Origin of the sequence: Paenibacillus sp. W2I17 (genome assembly GCF_030815985.1) — a bacterium.
GTDB lineage: Bacteria > Bacillota > Bacilli > Paenibacillales > Paenibacillaceae > Paenibacillus.
Genome location: NZ_JAUSXM010000001.1, coordinates 5,359,813 through 5,379,250, shown reverse-complemented (window position 1 = coordinate 5,379,250; position 19,438 = coordinate 5,359,813). Strand labels below are relative to the sequence as shown.

Annotated in this window: 14 protein-coding genes; 1 reads left to right on the top strand and 13 read right to left on the bottom strand. The window is 36.4% G+C overall.

Annotated features, from left to right (window positions below; all coding sequences use genetic code 11):
• Positions 1 to 4: 4 nt before the first annotated feature.
• The 12 genes from QF041_RS23960 to QF041_RS23905 are packed head-to-tail and all read right to left on the bottom strand — an operon-like array spanning position 5 to position 15,680.
• Entirely contained in the window at positions 5 to 385 is a 381-nt protein-coding gene (locus tag QF041_RS23960; protein WP_307417043.1) for a GtrA family protein, read from the bottom strand.
• On the bottom strand, positions 360 to 1,295 hold the full coding sequence (locus QF041_RS23955; RefSeq protein WP_307415951.1) for a glycosyltransferase family 2 protein: 936 nt from the start codon (positions 1,293 to 1,295) through the stop codon (positions 360 to 362). Before QF041_RS23955 ends, QF041_RS23960 begins: the two co-directional genes overlap by 26 nt.
• On the bottom strand, positions 1,276 to 2,373 hold the full coding sequence (locus QF041_RS23950; RefSeq protein ID WP_307415950.1) for a DegT/DnrJ/EryC1/StrS family aminotransferase: 1,098 nt from the start codon (positions 2,371 to 2,373) through the stop codon (positions 1,276 to 1,278). The genes QF041_RS23955 and QF041_RS23950 overlap by 20 nt, the downstream gene beginning before the upstream one ends.
• A 27-nt stretch (positions 2,374 to 2,400) precedes the next feature.
• On the bottom strand, positions 2,401 to 2,955 hold the full coding sequence (locus QF041_RS23945; protein ID WP_307415949.1) for an acyltransferase: 555 nt from the start codon (positions 2,953 to 2,955) through the stop codon (positions 2,401 to 2,403).
• Complete coding sequence (locus QF041_RS23940; protein ID WP_307415948.1) at positions 2,955 to 3,353, bottom strand: sugar 3,4-ketoisomerase; 399 nt, start codon at positions 3,351 to 3,353, stop codon at positions 2,955 to 2,957. The genes QF041_RS23945 and QF041_RS23940 overlap by 1 nt, the downstream gene beginning before the upstream one ends.
• Positions 3,331 to 5,427, bottom strand: coding sequence for a YfhO family protein (locus tag QF041_RS23935; RefSeq protein ID WP_307415947.1), 2,097 nt, complete (start codon positions 5,425 to 5,427; stop codon positions 3,331 to 3,333). Before QF041_RS23935 ends, QF041_RS23940 begins: the two co-directional genes overlap by 23 nt.
• A 21-nt stretch (positions 5,428 to 5,448) precedes the next feature.
• Entirely contained in the window at positions 5,449 to 8,019 is a 2,571-nt protein-coding gene (locus tag QF041_RS23930) for a hypothetical protein (RefSeq protein ID WP_307415946.1), read from the bottom strand.
• Between the two features lie 23 nt (positions 8,020 to 8,042).
• Positions 8,043 to 9,398 (bottom strand): mannose-1-phosphate guanylyltransferase/mannose-6-phosphate isomerase, encoded by a 1,356-nt coding sequence (locus tag QF041_RS23925; RefSeq protein ID WP_307415945.1) that lies wholly within the window; start codon positions 9,396 to 9,398, stop codon positions 8,043 to 8,045.
• A gap of 11 nt (positions 9,399 to 9,409) precedes the next feature.
• Positions 9,410 to 12,673, bottom strand: a complete 3,264-nt coding sequence (locus QF041_RS23920) for a glycosyltransferase (RefSeq protein WP_307415944.1) — start codon at positions 12,671 to 12,673, stop codon at positions 9,410 to 9,412.
• Positions 12,674 to 12,685: 12 nt separating this feature from the next.
• The gene (locus QF041_RS23915; protein ID WP_307415943.1) at positions 12,686 to 13,567 is read right to left on the bottom strand and encodes a class I SAM-dependent methyltransferase; all 882 of its coding nucleotides are present in this window, start codon (positions 13,565 to 13,567) and stop codon (positions 12,686 to 12,688) included.
• A gap of 15 nt (positions 13,568 to 13,582) precedes the next feature.
• Positions 13,583 to 14,866 (bottom strand): ABC transporter ATP-binding protein, encoded by a 1,284-nt coding sequence (locus QF041_RS23910; RefSeq protein WP_307415942.1) that lies wholly within the window; start codon positions 14,864 to 14,866, stop codon positions 13,583 to 13,585.
• A gap of 19 nt (positions 14,867 to 14,885) precedes the next feature.
• Complete coding sequence (locus QF041_RS23905) at positions 14,886 to 15,680, bottom strand: ABC transporter permease (RefSeq protein ID WP_076254116.1); 795 nt, start codon at positions 15,678 to 15,680, stop codon at positions 14,886 to 14,888.
• Positions 15,681 to 15,788: 108 nt separating this feature from the next.
• Here QF041_RS23905 and QF041_RS23900 point away from each other — a divergent pair, with 108 nt between their 5' ends.
• Positions 15,789 to 18,254, top strand: coding sequence for an O-antigen ligase family protein (locus tag QF041_RS23900; RefSeq protein WP_307415941.1), 2,466 nt, complete (start codon positions 15,789 to 15,791; stop codon positions 18,252 to 18,254).
• A gap of 95 nt (positions 18,255 to 18,349) precedes the next feature.
• On the opposite strand, the gene galU is transcribed toward QF041_RS23900, so the two are convergent.
• Complete coding sequence (gene galU / locus QF041_RS23895) at positions 18,350 to 19,228, bottom strand: UTP--glucose-1-phosphate uridylyltransferase GalU (protein ID WP_307415940.1); 879 nt, start codon at positions 19,226 to 19,228, stop codon at positions 18,350 to 18,352.
• Between the last annotated feature and the right edge of the window lie 210 nt (positions 19,229 to 19,438).

Sequence of the window (19,438 nt, the reverse complement as noted above, 5' to 3'; positions counted from 1 at the left end):
CCATTTACTTACTTTTTATAATCATTTTAGACAAAATAAAAGTGATCGGAACTGTGATTATCATGGCAACCAATGGCACGATTTGAACATTAAATTGAGCGTACTCAACTAAAACATAGAGCATTAGCATGTTGACTATATATTGTACCAAATAAACAATTGGGAATTTAAGAAATTTTCGAAATGATATTTTCTCTTTAAAAACAAATACCGAATTTAGATAATAGGATAGAAAAATACCTGTAATATAAGATACGGAGTAAGATAGGGAATAATTGTAGAACAGCAGCAAAAATAAATACATCAGATATGTAGCCAGCGTATTTATTCCTCCACTGATCAAAAATTTCAAGAATTCCTTATTCAAATGTTTGGTCAATAACATAAGAAGGCCGTTCCCTGCTTTCATCTAATATCCTCCAAAGATATTCCCCAATTGTTCCTAACATAACCATAATAACACCTAACAAAAATGTGATTAGTGCAATGATCGTAGTCCATCCCTGCAACTCAATAATTCCAAATACCGTACTTACCACTACAAAAATCCCATATATAATACTAAGTACAGCGGTGAAAAATCCAATTAAAGACATAAAACGGATTGGTGCATAAGAAAAACTAACAAATGAATCGACAAATAACTTGATTTTTTTTGAAAGTGTCCATCTTGACTTCCCAAGTTTACGTTCTTGTCTGACATAAGGAATTTGAACTTGGTCATGTCCAAGCCAAAAAATCAAACTCATTATATTCGTGTTTTTTTCCCGAATTTGAAGTATTTCCTGAACCACTTGCTGATCTATTAGTAAAAAATCGAATCCACCTTTGGGATACCCCTTCAGTGCAAGCTTCTCTAACAAGAAATAGTAGGTATTAGAGAATAACTTCTGGGAGAAGGATTCTTCACGGTCCGCTCTGGTTCCGAGTACAATCTTTTTACCTAATTTCCAATGGTCCAGCATCTCCCTGAACATTTCAGGTGGATCCTGTAAGTCAGCAGCAATGATCCCAACACAATCACCAGTTGCATACTCCAATCCGGCTTGAATTGCAGCCATGGAGCCAAAGTTCCGGCTAAGTTTGACTACCTTGATTCGTGAATCTCGATCCTTAGCTTCAAGAAGTAAATCTAAAGATTTATCTTTGGACCCATCGTCAACAAACACGAACTCAAATTCACACTCTGGCATAAGACTTTGCAGTTTTTGCAACCGTGGAACGGTATGCGGTATATTTAATTCGTTGTAGTAGATGGGCACCACAATAGAGAATTTAATTCGTTCTGTACTCATTTACGACCTCCACAACTCTCACAACCTCTTCCATATCCATGACTGGACTTATGGGCAGGCTAACCACTTCAGCATGAATTTGCTCGGAAACAGGATATACAAGATCACTCCACTCTTTGTAAGCTTCTTGCTTATGGGGTGGAATCGGATAATGAATCATCGTCTGTACGCCATTTCTGTTCATGTGCTCCATGAAATGATCCCGTTCTTTCACCCTAACAACAAATAAATGCCACACATGAGATTCTGTAGCATGCTGTACAGTAGGCAAGATCACTTCAGAATTAATAATATGGTCAGAGTAATACGCAGCAATCTCTCTTCTTCTCTCATTGTCCTGTTCAAGCCATTTTAGTTTTTCACTTAAAATCGGTGCCTGAAGTTCGTCTAATCTGCTATTGTACCCCTTGTATAAATTCTCGTATTTCTTATGAGAGCCATAATTACGAAGAGCCATTAATCGATTGTACAAACCTTCATCATTTGTAGTGATAGCCCCACCGTCTCCTAAGGCACCCAGATTTTTTCCTGGATAAAAACTGAATGCAGCCGCATCTCCCAAATTCCCCACACGTTTGCCGTCATACAATGCACCATGGGCTTGGGCACAGTCTTCTATTACTCTTAAATTATGTCGATTGGCAATCTCATTAATAGGGTTCATATCACAGGATTGTCCATATAAATGTACGACTAATATTGCTTTTGTTTTGGGAGTGATATGTGCTTCAATTTTGGCAGGATCCAGATTAAAAGTTAGCAAATCAGGCTCCACTAATACAGGAATAGCACCATTAGCAGAAATTGATAATATCGAAGCGATATAAGTATTGGAGGGCACGAGCACTTCATCACCTGGGCCGATATCGTAGCCATGAATAATAAGTTCAAGCGCATCCAACCCATTAGCAACACCTACGCAATATTGAGTACCACAATATTCAGCAAATTCATTTTCGAAAGATTTTACGTTACTACCTAAGATGTACCAACCTGAATGAAGAACTTTATGTACTCCGTCCAACAGGGCCTTCTCATGGCGTAAATTTATTTTCTTGAGATCCAAAAATGGAATCAATCTAGCTCACCTAATTTCCATGAAGTATTAATTCTCTACAATGAAGCCACGTTCAAGAGAATATTTTTTATGGCATTCTGGACATTCCAACAATTTGTTTAATTTCTCTCCACAGTTACAGATATAGCTCTTAAACACCGCTGGATTCCCATACCATAGCGTATTGTTAGGGATATCCTTGGTAACAACAGAACCAGCACCAACCATAGCATATTTACCAATAGTGTTCCCAGCTATTATAGTTGAGTTTGCTCCTATAGATGCCCATTCTTCTAGAGTGGTTTTCAGAAATTCAGACGGGTATTGCTTAGACCGAGGTCTAAGATCGTTAGTAAAGGTAACATTAGGCCCTATAAAAACATTATCTTTAATTCTAATCCCGTCCCAGATGTACACTCCTGATTTTACAGTGACATTATTACCAATAACGACATCATTCTCAATAAAAGTGTGGTCGTTAATATTACAATTTTGTCCAATCACTGCTCCAGATAAGATATGCACAAACGCCCAAACTCTGGTATCCCTACCAATATTTTCGGTTTCGACAATAGCATGAGTGTGTATGAAGTATTGATTCATCAGCCATATACCTCTATAAATTTATTATAGTCCCGAATGTAATCTTCGGCATCATATAGATGAGAAGCCAGCACAAGAAGAACACAATCTGGCGAAAAATCATACATTTCATGCCAATCATTTGGTTCTAGTATTAGAGCCTTTGTAGGAGTATCGAGTAAAATGTCCTCTTTTCTTTTTGTATTATCTAGATATACCTTGCAATTTCCTGAAACGCATATAAGTGCCTGTCTTGTCTTGTAATGTGCATGGAAACCACGACGAACCCCTTCCTTCGTACCATAAATATAAAATACGCGTAAAATCTCAAATGGAATCGTAAGCTTTTCTTCAATAACTGTAAGCAAACCTCGCTCGTCACCTAATTGATTGATATCAATTACTGTCGATTTGTTCATGTATACATCTCCCTAAAGTAATTCTTTTACGTTGGTTTTTATAAAATAAATAAGAGCCATAGATGATCAATAAAAACCAAGAGACAAATGAAACCCATACTGCGATTATTGTTCCAATCGGCTTGAATTCGAAAACAATATGGTTTAATCCTGGTTCAACCTTTACTGCCATCACTCCTCCAGTAAACTCTTTTATGTCTACCTTAACATCATTTACAAATGCTCTCCATCCATTAAAATAGGTTTGCTGCAATACCACATAACCCTCTTCATTCATTACAATGTCACTAGAAAACTTGTTAGGGGCATAATTAATCTTTTGAGGTACAGTCATTTGAACAAGATTATCATTGTTTGTAGCTAAAACATTACCTGTTTCGATGACCCAATCCTTTTCTAAAGCAAAAACCACTGGATCGCTCTCTAAAGGAATTTCATTAGATTCAGTAGCTTCATTAAATTTCTTTAATTCAAAGCTACCTACATACCCTGAAGTCTGAAATTGTTCTCTGTATATTGTGGAATTTGTGCTTGGCTCAACAAAATAATTATCTAAATCTTTCGATCCTGATTCATTGTATAAATTAGTTATTTCTTTTTGAAATGAATCGGGACGATCGACAGTTCCTATTGTGAAATTTTGATTTCTAAGGACTCCCATAAAGCTAAAAACAATTATTAGAGAACTCAAATAGACTATGAAGTACTTTTTAGGTACACCCCAAAAAAATTTCAATGAACTTATTAGTATAAAAGAAATCCCTAATTCTAAAACTATATATCTCGGAATATCAATTGTATTGACCTTAAATATGTACATTAGTATTACAAATACTAATGTGGTTCCAAGGGTGACCGAGAAAAATGATAATACGTTTTTTCGCCAAAAATCATAAAGCTCTTTGTTTTCCTTTGAAAGAGAATGAATATTCAAGATGCTCAATAAAATTATATAATAAAAATAAAAATATCTTAAGCCAGCAGGAAATTTAAATGCATCCATACTCGGAACAAAATCATAAAATATTTTATAAACAAACCCATACTTGCCCATAACCAATAGAATAGAAAAAAGAATAATTGATAAAAGGAAAAATTCATATTTTTTGGTGGGTTTCTTGAATATAGCAATCAGAATAATTGGTAAGGCAATATAAATATTAGACATTGAAAGGCTAATATCATATCTTGAAGCATGTATTATTTGAGCAAAAACAGGAGATATAAAACTAAACCAGTACCAAGGATTTAAAGAGGCACCCGAAGCTAACTCCCATGATAATTTTTCTCGAGTTATCTGGCCGAATATTTCTAAAGTTGTAAATAAACTCGCACTTCCTGTCAAGCAAGTAACAGCAAATACAATTAACGCACTTTTAAAATGTTCGACGAATGTTTTATATTTATCCTCGTTTGAATAAGCCTGCTTTAAAAACAAAATATATTCAACTAGAATATATATAACACTGACAAATAAGAATGGAGGGTAGTTATTCAATAAAAACATCCCAAGGGTTATCCCCATCAGTACAGACCACTTTACTCTTTCCCTGCCTTGACTTCGATACCATTTTCTAAAAGCAAAATGTAATAGAGGGAAGAGTACCATCGGTACTATAAAGGTTAAATGTTGTGCATTACTTATAAATTGACCGCAAGTTGCATATGCAATTCCACCAATCATGGAAAGCCAAGGACTTTTCACCATATTATATAATGAAATATACATAAAAATTCCAGCAAGTATTATTAGAATTAAATATTGTATTTGCATTAAGTATTGCGTGTAACCAATAAATCCTAAAATTATCGTGAGGGGAAACCATACAGATACTCCAATTAAATGTGATAACGGTACTCCCCTATAAACAAATGGTTCCCATAAGGGGAGCTCACCCGCTTTTAAAGCATCAGATTCAGCAACATACAAGGGAAAGGCAGCATCGTAAACATCCCATTTCAGCCATAATTGACCTGAAATAATTGAATAATAGATGAGTATTAGAGTAATTATCATAAATAAGATAGAAAACTGAATTTTATACCTATCTATAAATATAAATTTCCTGTTCATTTAACACCCCAAATAAATTATTTATTTTAAAGTTATGTCAGTTATCACTATCCCCAACTCTCTGGTATCTTTGTTTAACCCCATTTCTTCAGGTACAAATGATTTATTAACCTCAATTTTTATTCTCACTTTTGAATTAATAGGGATATGATTATTAAGCTGGATAGTAAATTCACCTTCATTTAATTTTTGTACAGGAAATTTATAATCGTTTACTTGAATAGAAAGTTCAATGTTTTCTAGTACATCTGGAACCTTACCTGCAATGGTTAAGCGCCCCTCTTCACCACTTTGGAAATTTCCTATAGCTTCTTTTGAAATCCAACGATAATTATTCTCTTTAGGGTACCAACCTTTTAGTAGTGAAGCCTCGGAAAATGAATCTTTCATTCCTGATAATGAATGAATATCCTTTCGATCAATTTCCAATAAATAGAAGTCGCTTGAGTCAACACGTTTTGTTTTACCTGTATTTTCCAGTTCAGTGATAACACTCTCTACTTGATCGAATCCCTCTATATGCGTTTTTGGTACGATAATGAATTTAACATTTGCCCACAAAAGATACTTTTTGAAATTTTCGAATGAACTAAATAGATTTGAATTACCATATCTCGAATTCATATGCGGAACATCTTCGTACCTACAAGATAGCTGATTAAGTATTTGTTCTTGTCCATCATAATGTAAGAAACCAATACAGTTATTATCTTCCCCACGTAATTCAAGTTCTTTTTCTATCTCCAACAATCCCTCGTTTTGAAAGAACTGAAGTTTACTGTCGTATGTCTCAAAATTAGTTTTCAAGAGGTTTGCAGAAAATTTAGATGTCCCCCAGCTCCAAGAAAAATGAGAAACCATCATCACATATGATTGTACAGGAATAAACAAAATTAGACAGAACACTATTACTTTCTTAAGCTTTATATCAAAGCTTGAAATTAGGCCAATAAAAGATATCCCAGCAAACAATATCACTGGTATATAATAATTGCCGTCGCCACCTTGGGGGAAGCTCATAATATTGTAAACTGCCGATATACTTATAGGTAAGAAAGCTATTAATAAAAAACAACTACTTCTTGTTATTAGTTTTCTAAATGCTATGACAAGTACAATACTAAATATCCAAAAGAACAAATACATGTTACTCGGCCATACCATAACATAGTGATTATATCCTGCTGGATCAAAAAGAATTTTAAACCAATGATAAAGAATATTTTTTTGATCACTAAGAATAAAATCTTGAGAACTATCTGTGAATGGATATTCCCCTTTGAAACCTATTTTTTCCCAAAAACTTTTCAGTATAGGATAGAAGGGGTACCCTGTCAATTTATAAGTTCTAAATGTTATCCCTAAAAATACAAATACAGAACCTAACAACAATAGAATTGATCGCTTTGTATACTCGAATTTTTCAAAAAAACTTCGCTCTGGATCTGCTCTAAGATTAATAATGTACGCTAAACCATATCCGAGAAATAATAACGGAACATACATTAAACTAGTGATTTTCCCACCGCACGCTAACAGAGCAGCGCACATTGAAATCAAAAAACTCCATGTAGTCCTTTCTTTATTCCACAGCCAAAGGCTATAAGCTGCACCCAAAATAAATAAGGAAGAAAAAATATCAGTCTTTGCAGTTGATGCCATGTTAGCAATAGCTGGGGTACTCCCCAATATCACCGTAGCTAGAACACTATAACTATTATTATTCGTAATATCTTTTGTAAATTTGAATATAACTAATAATATAAAGGCAAACAAAAGAATGTTAACAGATAATATAAAACTATAATCCCCTAAACCTGAGAGAGGCAGTGCAAATAATTCAAATAGCTTTGGATAATAGTGAACTACCATGGTGAGACCAAGGTTATCAAAGAAAGAATGATCTCCTATAAGAACTTCTTGCGGTCTTAATCCGTACCAAAGAGAATCATAATCTAAGGCTCTATTAGTTTTAGCAAACTGCGTCATAAGAAGAATGATTACAAATGTAAATCCCATTGCATTAAGACGATTGAAAGATAGACCTTTATTATAAACATAAACAAACATAGGAGTAGTCCGTTTGAATAAACTTAAGACTGCTAAGAATAAAGTAAGTAATATTAAATCATTAATTCTACCTACCCCTATCCCTGAAAGTATAATAGCCAGCACGCTCCAACATACAAACCCTACCAAAAATGCAACAAAATATAGTTTTAAGGAATATGCGCTGTAGCGCACCTTAGCAAAGGTTAATATAAATAAACCCAATGAAATAATTATTTCGAAATATAGGGTTGCTAGAGCCGCAGGTAATAATACCTGATGGAATTGCAAATAGATAACAATAGCTAAAAGTGGTGCATATTTCAGGTAAGGTTTTTCACTAGATAGCACAATAAAAAAATAAATTATTAAAAAAAAGAAAATAAGTTCTATCCCGCCCTGTACAGTTTCTGGCTGAACAGCATGCCATTGATAAACATCAATAAGAATATTTTTTATAGAGGCAATATTAAATATCAAACTCGTTAATACCAAAAGAAAAGATAGCCAAAAGATTTTTGATTTAAAGGTTTTGGAACTCACTTTTACACCCTTTTTCTATTCATTTATTTTTTCCTGACCACATCATCTTCTCCAATATACTCCCCTACTTGAACCTCAATTAAATGTAAATCTATCTTCCCTGGGTTCTCGACCGTATGCTCATCGCCCATATGAATGAAGGTTGATTCATTTCTACGAAGTAGAGACTGTTCTCCATTCACTGTAATTAAAGCCGTCCCGCTTACAACGATCCAATGTTCATTACGGTGGAAATGTTTTTGCACACTAAGCTTTTCCCCTGGCTTCACTACCACTTTTTTTATCTTATAATTCGTTGAAATATCTAACTCCGTATGATTTCCCCACGGTCTGTAAGCAGTAACATGGTTATCACAAAGATTAGATTTTCTTCGTTTCAATTCATTAACAATTTCTTTTACTTTTTGAGAAGAGCCATGTCTGGATATCATTAATGCATCAGGCGTATCTACAATCATGAGATCTTCCACATCGATGGTTGCAATCGTCCTGTCATTTGACAGGATAAGATTACGCGAAGAATTAACACTAATATAATGATCAGCCAGAGAATTACCTGCCTCATCTTTGGGCAGTTGTTCATATAAAGCTTCGAAGCTGCCAAGATCGGACCATCCAATGTCGGACGAGACGACTTTTACGTTGGTACTGTATTCCATAACCGCATAATCGACACTGTTAGAAGGTATGGCCTCCATCTCTTCTTTGAGTATACGAATGGTGTCGTAATGGACTCTTGCATTGTTAAAAGCCAAGAGCGTTCTATCATAAATCTCATTGGCTGAGGCCTCTAATTCCTTGAGGAATACCCCTGCTTTAAATAGAAACATTCCGCTATTCCAATAGAAGTTTCCTGATTTCAAATACCTTTCAGCAGTTAATACATCCGGTTTTTCTTTAAAAGAAACTACATCCTGACCATCCGCTTCTATGTAACCGTAACCTGTTTCAGGATAATTCGGGTTGATCCCAAAGGTTACCATGTATCCTTCAAGAGCCAGTCCTTTGGCTGTTTCCAGACAACGATTATATTCTTGCTGATTTTGAACAACATGATCAGATGGTGTAATCAATACCAATTCATCTTCCTCTGCAGCAAAACAAGCCAAAGCTATAGCCGGCGCGGTATTCCGGCCGACTGGCTCCAGGATAAATTTATCTGCTTTTATCTCTAACTCATTAAGATGATCTAATGCCAAGAAATACTGTTCTTCGTTAGATACAATATATGTTTGATCACAGAGGGAGGCATTTCTCTCCACGGTCATTTGAAATAAAGAGCGGTCTCCTATCATTTTATTAAATTGTTTAGGATACAAAGTTCGAGATAGCGGCCATAACCGGGTACCATTCCCTCCGCATAACACAACATTTATCATATTCGTATCTCCTAGTCTTTAAAATCGAGAGCAAGGATCTTACTAGCAGCCTCTCGCGTGAAATATTTTTCTATATATTGGACTGATGCTTGGAAATGCGCATTCCACATCGTTTCGTCTTGATACAATTGAATGACGGAATGAGCAAACTGCTGTGCATCATTGGCTATTGTCATTACTATCTCAGACTCTTCCAATCCTTCTGAACCGATTGATGTTGTAATAACAGGTACTTGATAATAAATCGCTTCGACTACTTTTCCTTTAACGCCCGCTCCATAACGTAGAGGCACAATGACAAGCTTGGACTGATTATAATATCTCTCTAGTTCTTCATCGGATACAAACCCAGTAACGATTACATCCTCTGCGGATCTTGCTTTTAAATCATCAGGAGGATTCGAACCCACAATATAAAGCTTCACATTTGGAATGTCCCTCTTGATGGTATCGAAGATCTCATCCAAAAACCATACGATTCCATCATAGTTCGGAGCATGGTTAAAACCACCAACAAATAGCAAATCTTTTCTAGCATCAAAGCCCTCAATCTTTTTAGCGTAATTATAAGAATGTTCATACGGAAATAACGGAATATTTCTTACTGGTTTATTCGGGAACTCATTTTGAAGCAGTGATTGTTCATATGAACCTACTACATGAATAACATCAGCATCATTAAATAGGGAAAACTCTGTTTTCTTCCACTCTTCTGAGGATTTTATAAGATTTATATTTCCCGTTAATTCATAATTTCTCATTTCTCTAAGAAAATGAAGATCGTGGCCGAAATAGATGATTTTCGCTGAAGTGAATTTCTTAAACGTTTCCATGTATTTTATAGAAATATGTGGACGATTAAGATAAACATAATCAATATAGGCTCCATTATTTTTAATCCATTTGTTTATATTTTTCGCATAATAGTCTCCGTATAAGACTTCTATTCCAAGTTCTTGTAAGTTCGAGGTGTAAGGCTCATGTTTAAAGAAATTATCGCCTATGAAAATCACATGGAAACCCATCGAAACAAATAACTGTAAATAGAAATACGTCGCTCTACTACCTGCATCTTTGTCATAATGCGGCACATAGTGATCCACGACTACAATGGTTTTTCTATTCCTACTTCGATCCTTGGCCCAAAAAATATGTTCAGCATTAGGAAATTGATCTCTGAGTAATTCTTCCTTCCATTTATCCATGAACTTCTCTTTATTAGTAACTTGATAACTTTTAATGCCGTTACTCGTATCTGTTCCATGCGAAATACCCTCAAAATGCACGATAACAGACTTAGGTTGCAATAACACTTTATAGCCTAGGCGCCTAACCTCAAATGCCAAATCTGTATCCTCAAAATAAGCTGGTACATATCTTTCATCGAATCCTCCGAGCTCCTGCCATATCGTGTGTCTAATCAAAATAGCAGCTCCGGAAATATAGTCCGCTTCTTTCACATAGTTGTATTCTGGTTTCTCAGGATCATCCAAACGGCCGTAATTCCAACCGCTTGCATCATTCCAAATAATTCCGCCAGCTTCCTGTAATCTCCCATCTGGATACACAAGTTTAGACCCTACCATACCAATCGAAGGTTCGGGCTCAATAAGTTCTACCAGAGAACTCAGCCAATTTGCTTGGACGTTAGTATCATTATTTAGAAAAAACACATATTTTCCACGAGCTGACTTGGCAGCATTATTACAGTTAAGCAGGAACCCTCTATTTACCCCATCTCTAACTATAGTAATATTTTTCACTATTTTCTCAATATCAATTGTCTCATCAGTGGACATGTCATCTGCTATAATCACTTCGTATGTTAGATCCGGTGTGTTTTCCAGTATAGAAGCGAGGCAAGAATACGTATACTTCCATTGATTGTAAACAGGTATAATAATAGATACCAAAGGTTTCTCAAAATGGTGGAACTCTAACTCGTCGTAGTTTGTTACAGTATATAGCTGCAGTTCCGTTTGTTGGTTATTGTCATCATGACGATCAACATAGGAGTCAATTCTACTCATAAGTTGGGAAGGTTTTTCAGAATTCAAATAATATTTTATTTTTTTAAAATTTGTTTTATTTAACTTTGAAAGCATTAATCTTGGGTTCTTCAAAGTTTTTGAAGCAAGTTTTAAAAATACCTTTCTTTTTGAATTTTGTGGCACCACCCTGTCTCTCGTAGAGTAATATTTACTTAAAATACGCCAGCCATGAGAGGAATAAACATTCTCTAATTTCCGTTCACTTTCGAGTAGTTGGTTGATGTGGCCATCCTTATTTTTTATTTCTTGTTTAAAATCCATTATTTCCTTTTCTTTTGCTACAAGTTGAACCTCAGATTCTTCCCTTTGTTTGGTAAGCTCGTCTATTGTTTTGTCTTTTGAGGAGATTTCTGAGTGTAGCGAAGAAACTTCTTGATAAACTTCCTTCTGAATTTGATCCAGTTTTACATGCAATAGCTGTAGTTCTTCATCTTTTTTATTAATCTCGAATTGAACAGAAAGGACATCTTCTAGAGTGCTTGTGTCTTTTAGTACTCTTTGAGCATTTTGATATTCTCTACCTTCTCCAAAGACATAGCGTTGGAACCCTTCTTCCATCTGCTCAAACATCTGAATATAATCCAAATTTATTCCAAAAAAGAGAAGAAACTCTTCCTTTTTTGCAATGTGACTCAGATAGTCTGCGTACTTAGCATAAAATTCATTAATACTTCTATACAGAATAAAATCTACAGGTACCAACATTTCGAATACCCATTCATAATCTATTACAGTAAATTGTCCTTTATCAAGAGTTACATTTTCAAAAGTTAAGTCCAAGTTGGATATCCTTTGACACATCACATTAGAAAACGGAGGTTCGAGTCCAAACACTTCTTTAAACGTTGTTCCGGATTCAAAACTTTCATTATAAACAAGCGGTTGTTGAAGCACCATCAACTTGTATTGGTTCAAATAAGAAAATATCTTGTTTTTGTTACCATCTATTATTTCCTTAAACAATAAGGAATCAAGACTAGGAGAATTAATATACTCAAAGGTAATAACATTTTCTCCCAAATGTGATTCTGCTATTTTTATATCATTCATTATTAATCTTAACTTGATATAATTATCGTGAATACTGCTTATATGGGAATAAGCCTCTTTGGTCAGAGCTTTTTTTTGTGCGAATATCCCCCCCACCTTATCAATATACACAATAGTAGATGTCTGGTATTGGGGCAGCCGTTCCCTATTGAATTTAGAATATATAACTTTCATGAAACAATCCCCTCATTCTTTCGAAAATATCAGAAACGAGTTAGAGAAAAAAGGAAACATCTCATTCTGAATTATATTATCAAAGGTAATTTTTTCGTTAAATAAAAGTAACCTATCACGGTCGAAGTTCGGTGTAATTTTAAGATCACCTGGCTTTGGTAAATAGCTGTCAGAGAACACTTGAGATGGCAACTTATAATCCGGCATTGGGTAATAAAAATCATTATTAAAAAATCCAGCCTTTTTCAATAACTCTTCAATCTCTTTTTTACTGAACGTCCTAACTTCATCATTTCCCACATAATGTTCAATACCATCAAACCATTGCCCGGTATGATCCTCAGCAGCTCCAGCCCAATACTTCAGTCCATATTTATTTTCAATCGCAATAATAAGAGTCCCATTAGGACTAAGCATTGATTTTGCCTTTTTCAAAAAATCAAAATATGGGGAGGACCCCTCCCCATATTTTCCAGAATACTCTAGCACTCCGATGAGTGTAATATAATCAAATTTCCTATCAAAAGGTATATCTTCAAAATTACCAACAATTACTTCTATATTTTCACGTTCCTCATATCTGTTCGCAAGAATCTCTGCTCTTTTTTTTGAAAGTTCAATAGCAGTGACTTTATTTACCTTTTCACTTAAAAGTCCAGTAATTGCTCCACATCCCGCTCCGATTTCCAGTAAAGATGCTTTTTCATTAAATGGATACCATTCAAGAAGGTTGGATCTAATTGGAGACAGATGGTATAGAATAGGCCAACTGGAATTTTCTTTAAGAACATTATGAAAGGACTTATGATTTTTAGTTATATGAAGCAGTTTATCTTCTACTTCTCCATCACTATAAAGATCTTTCCCATTATAGTAATCTAGGTTGAGTTTCAACGTTAACTCTCCTTTCTATAATCGGTCTAGTTGTATTTTAGTATTTAAGTCCGCTATTCCAACGATAGATTTCAATAAAACAACTCTAAAAAAAATAACATCATATAATCGGTGATAAACTACCAGTTCATCATTTTCATATCCCGTACAACCGAACGATAATGTATAAGTACCACCTTGTAAATTCAGTTGATGCGAGAAAGAAACCACTACCTCATCACCCGAATTATAATCACCTGTAAATTCTCCATTATACCACGTGTTTGTTCCAGCAATCTCCATACCTTTAATGTCCTTGATAACGAAGGCAAAAATAGGATTCGATACACTAGAGTTAAAACGAACTCTAATTCTAAATGTTGTAATTTCATCACTTTGAAAAGAGTTATTCAATGTATTTAACTGATCAAACATTCCAAAATCAATAATTTCAGCTTTCTTATCACCATAGTCTAAAAAATCAGGATGAACATCCATTTCAATTTTCCAGTTCGTACTTATCTCTTTTCTTTCTGCATTCATTTGAACTTCAGGTTGAGAAGAAGTGGTAGTTGAAGTGAAGTTTTTGGTAAGGATCCTTTTGTAAATATCAACCATTTCCTTAGGAGAACCTTGATCTATAAGCTGGCCCTCATCAAGTAAGATCGCGGTGTTACAGTAACGAATTACGCTATCTAGTGAATGAGATACAAATAAAATGGTTTTCCCTTTTTCCTTAAACTCGTCAAATTTCCTGTAACATTTAGCCTGGAAGTGAATATCTCCTACAGATAGGGCTTCATCAACAATTAATATATCTGGGTCAACATTAATGGCAACAGCGAAAGCCAGTCGAGCAAACATTCCACTAGAGTAGGACTTGACAGGCTGCTTAATAAACTCGCCTATATCCGCAAAATTTAAAATATCCTCTATTTTCTCATCTACTTGCTCTTTGGAATAGCCCATTATGGTTCCATTTAAATATATATTCTCTAAGCCGGTATATTCAGGATTAAAACCTGCTCCCAGTTCTAACAACGCTGATATTTTCCCATTAACTGTAACTTTCCCGCTAGAAGGTGTAAGGACTCCTGTTATAATCTTAAGCAGTGTCGATTTACCAGAACCGTTCTTACCTATAATAGCAAGTGCATCTCCCTTTTTGAGTTCAAATGACACTTGATTCAACGCATTGAAATCTCGATGATAATCTTTTTTAAAAGGATTCAAGCCCTCTTTTAAACGATCAATAGGATTCTCATATATTTTATATGTCTTAGTTAGGCCCTCAACTTTAATAGCAACATCTGAATTCATGCTTTTATTTTCTCCCTTATCAAAGTACGTCTGCAAAATGCGGACGAAGTTTTTTAAACATGGTTCTTCCCACTACTAATATAACTATAGTACATAACCAGAAGTAGACTGTTAGTTTTGGATGCTCCCAGAACCATGACTTATAAATAAAGGTATCTCTGTAACCCTGAATAATATAGAAGGCAGGGTTTATTTTCAAAAGAAAAGCATATTTCTGAGGAATAATATCCAGTGAATAGAATATAGGAGTTAACCAAAATCCAAACTGTAGAACTGTAGATACGATTTGTCCCATATCTTTAAAAAATATTATCAAAGATGATGTAATCCAAGAAATCCCCAACACTAATACTGAAATACAAAAAACATAATATAACACCTGGACATTATAAACATTCGGGAAGTAACCATAGATACTAAACATTAAAAAAATAACTGCAACAAAGAACAGATGAACCCATAAGGCAGAATAAATCTTTACAATCGGTAAGAGACTCACTTTGAAAACGACCTTTTTCACCAAATAACTATTATCTGTAATAGATGTAGTCGCTCCTTGAATAGAATCTGAAATAAAAAACCACGGAATCATAGCTGAAATTAGCCATAATATAAATGGGAAATCATCAATCGGTGTTGATTTGAATCCAACTTGAAAAACAAACCAAAAAATAATGATTTGAATCATAGGTTGGATAAAGGCCCACAGTATTCCTAAAAAAGATCCGACATATCTTGTTTTAAAATCTTTCTTTGTAAGTTCAGCAACAAATCTATATTTTGTAATAAACTCATCATTCCATCTAGATAACATTCACACATGAACCTCATTTCTATAAATTTAACAGCCTTTAGAAAGTAGCGGTGTTTACATACCTATGCTAAAATAATGTCGTATCTACAAGCAAAGGAGACTTCAATCTTGTCGAATCCAGTATACGGGAAAACGAAGAAGACGTCGAACAAAGCCACGCTTGGTTCGTCTCCACTTCTAAAAAGGTCATTAACCATAGGACTTATCTTATTTTTACTCTGGTCCGCTTTTCAAGTTGCGCTATTCAATGGGCAATTGCTGCAATTTGAAGCTCCCATTTATTGGGCGGTTGCAATCACTACCCTCCTATTTATCATCTGGGTGGCCATTTACTTCAAACAAATCAAGTTAGAAACACAGCAAGATTGGCTCAAAGTGGCCGTGCTATTGATTCCACTTACCTATGTACTATCCCTCATCAATGCTGCATCGGAATATTTGGCAGTCAATATGATCCTCATCCAGTGCATTTATGCGATAATTTTTGTGATGACGATGTACCTGCTTCAAAACAACAAAATCAATCATATCATACAATCTTCTTTAATAGGAATTGCATATGTTATTGTGGGTTTTGGTTTGTTAAACTGGCTGGGGGCCTTCAGTTTCGCAGGCAAGCTGGTGGGGTGGTTTTCTGCAGGAGTTATTAACGGTGTATACAACCAAGCGATCTGGAATGATTCAAATGGACCACGACTTGCATCAGTATTTCAGTATCCTAATACATACGCCGCATTCCTGATGGCATTTTTATTTATCACCATTTTTAGTATGATCCGTTCCAAAAAAGTGTACACGCAGTTTCTACATAGTTTTATGCTTGTACCTATTATTTTGTCGCTACTGCTGACACTTTCCCGGACTGGGCTTGTCATGCTTCCGATTGTGTTCGTTATACTGTTATTATTGTTAAAACCCGCTAAACAAATTCTATGGTTTATCTATAGCGGAGTAGCCGCAATCGGCACACTGGTTGTATTGAATCCAATAAATACAGCAGGACTTGAATTGCAACTGCAATTTTCCGGCTCACTCGCAGCCAAGGGTTGGATTTATCTGATAGCAGCATCCATCATTGTGGCAATAGTAAGTTGGGTTATCCAGCGTTGGATCGCACCACAACTAGAGCATGGCATTCAATCCTGGTCAGCTCGAAAAGGCTCCAGTTTATGGATTCCACTAGGATCTGTTATTCTCACAGTTGTTGTTTCCGTGCTTCTGCTCGGTACGAGTGTGCGAAATATTTTACCTGATAGCATTAGTACACGACTTGAAAATATTAATTTCCAACAACACAGTGTACTCGAGCGAATTACGTTTTATAAAGATGCTACAAAGTTATTTGCAGACTACCCAGTCATTGGTGCGGGCGGTGGCGCTTGGACCGCCTTGTATGAGAAGTACCAGAACAATCCTTATATTAGCGCCCAGGCTCACAACTTCTTCATGCAATATCTGGTTGAGGTCGGGATCATAGGCTTTGTTGTTTTTATGGCATTTATTCTCTTTGTATTCTATCAATATGTGCGTGCTTATTTAAAACGGAGTGAGGAAGAACGCGAATCGCATTTTGTGTACTTCATTCTATCGATGTCCATTCTGGTATTGAGCCTTCTCGATTTCAATATGAGTTATGTCTTTATTGGAATCTTGGTATTCCTTGGACTCGGCGGTATGGCTGCTGCCATGGACCCCAAGCCGATGCGTCGATTGAAGATGAGTGACTCCACCGCACGCGGAATCTACAGTTCGATTTCGGGAGTAGCTGTAATCGTTCTGCTCATTATGTCTATTCGTTTCCTGCAAGCGAATCAATATGCCTACGAGGCTAAGGAGGTAGCTCAAACGAGCCAAGACTTCCAGATGATCAAAGCTCCACTGGAAAAAGATCTTTCGATTCGCAGCACACATTCAGACTCCTTGCTGATGCTGGCTTCCCTGTATCAACAAGGCTATGAGCAAACAAAAGATGATCAGTTCTATACAGCCTCAGCACAGTTGCTCCAGCGTGGTCTTGAAGCAGAGCCATTTAATAAAGGTATGGTTAAGCAACTCATAAGTTTAGACGAATTGAAGGGTGAGTTTGACCAGGCTTATGCACTCCAAAAAGAATATGCCTCCAATTACGTCTGGGATATGGCTTGGTATGAGACACTGATCAACCGTTCGTTCGATCTCGGATATCAAGCACTTGGACAAGGCAATAAAGCTAAGAAGGAATCTTATTTCACTTCAGGTCTGGAAGCCTATCAGCATGTTGTTGATGGAGTAGAACATCTAAAGACTCTTCCTGAAGGACAGCTCCAAGGACAGCCGTTCGAGCTGACTCCAACAATGATTCTGAACGCAGGGAAAATAAAATATATGTTAAATGATTCAGCTGGATCTGCTGCTATCCTTAAGGGTGGAATCGCAGAGGATCTGACCGATGCTACCAACCGTGAAATTGCTCGTTGGTACCTTGCCGCTCTAACTAAGGATGGACAACAAGATCAAGCTATATATGATAACCTTATCGCTGTCGCACCTAATGAAGCAGACGAGATTAAACAGATAGCAGAACTGAATTTCTAATAAAATGCACTAGTGGTCCTCTATAATTCCACAAAAAAAGGTTTGCCTTCATCAAAGGGCAAACCTTTTTTTTGATCTAATTCATTAGGGATGTGTTAGTTCGATTCTGTTATCTTCTTTAAATACTTCAACAAATCCTCCCGCAGATCCGGGCGTTGCAACGCGTAATGAATCGATGTCTCAATAAAGCCCAACTTCTCACCAACATCATGACGCAGTCCGTCAAAATGATATGCGAGAATCTGCCGCTGTTCATTCAATTGGGACAAGGCATCCGTAAGTTGGATTTCTCCTCCGACACCAGCAGATTGTTGACCTAGTATCTCAAAGATATCCGGTGTAAGAATATAACGTCCCATAATAGCCAGGTTGGAGGGAGAGTCTTCAGTCTTTGGTTTCTCAATTAAGCGGCGGGCGCGAAAAACACGATCATCGGTAGGGGTCAGCAACTCTCCGTCCACAATTCCGTAGCGGGATACCTCGCTCCAATCAACAGGTTGTACACCAACAATCGGAGATTGCAGTTCATCGTAGACATCGATCATCTGCTTCAGGCAGGGATGTTCCGCTTCTACAATATCGTCCCCTAACAGGACGGCAAAAGGCTCGTTGCCGATAAACTTGCGGGCACACCAGATGGCGTGACCAAGTCCCTTCGGTTCCTTTTGACGGATATAATGGATATCTGCCATCTCGGAGGGTTTTCGCACTTCGTTAAGCAAGTCCCACTTCTGTTTATCAGCCAGATTTTGTTCCAACTCAAACGAATAGTCGAAGTGATCCTCAATGGCCCGCTTCCCTTTACCTGTCACAATAATGATATCTTCAATGCCTGAAGCTACGGCTTCTTCAATAATGTACTGGATCGTTGGCTTGTCCACGATGGGCAGCATTTCCTTAGGCATCGCCTTGGTGGCAGGCAGAAACCGGGTACCCAGCCCTGCGGCTGGAATAATCGCTTTGCGAATACGCACACGAACCCACTCCTTTTGCTAAACAAGTTGAACTAAAGATTATTTACACTGACACTACGATGACAGAACAACCTTCCAATCGCTGTTATCCCCAGATTTTTTTCATTCCCTTTTTTAAAGGGGAAAATCCGGGGATAGCGTATGCTTCCGATGCAGCTTTCTTTCAGAAAGCTTTTAGGCGAACGCTTCGCTTTTTCAGGTTATTTCTGT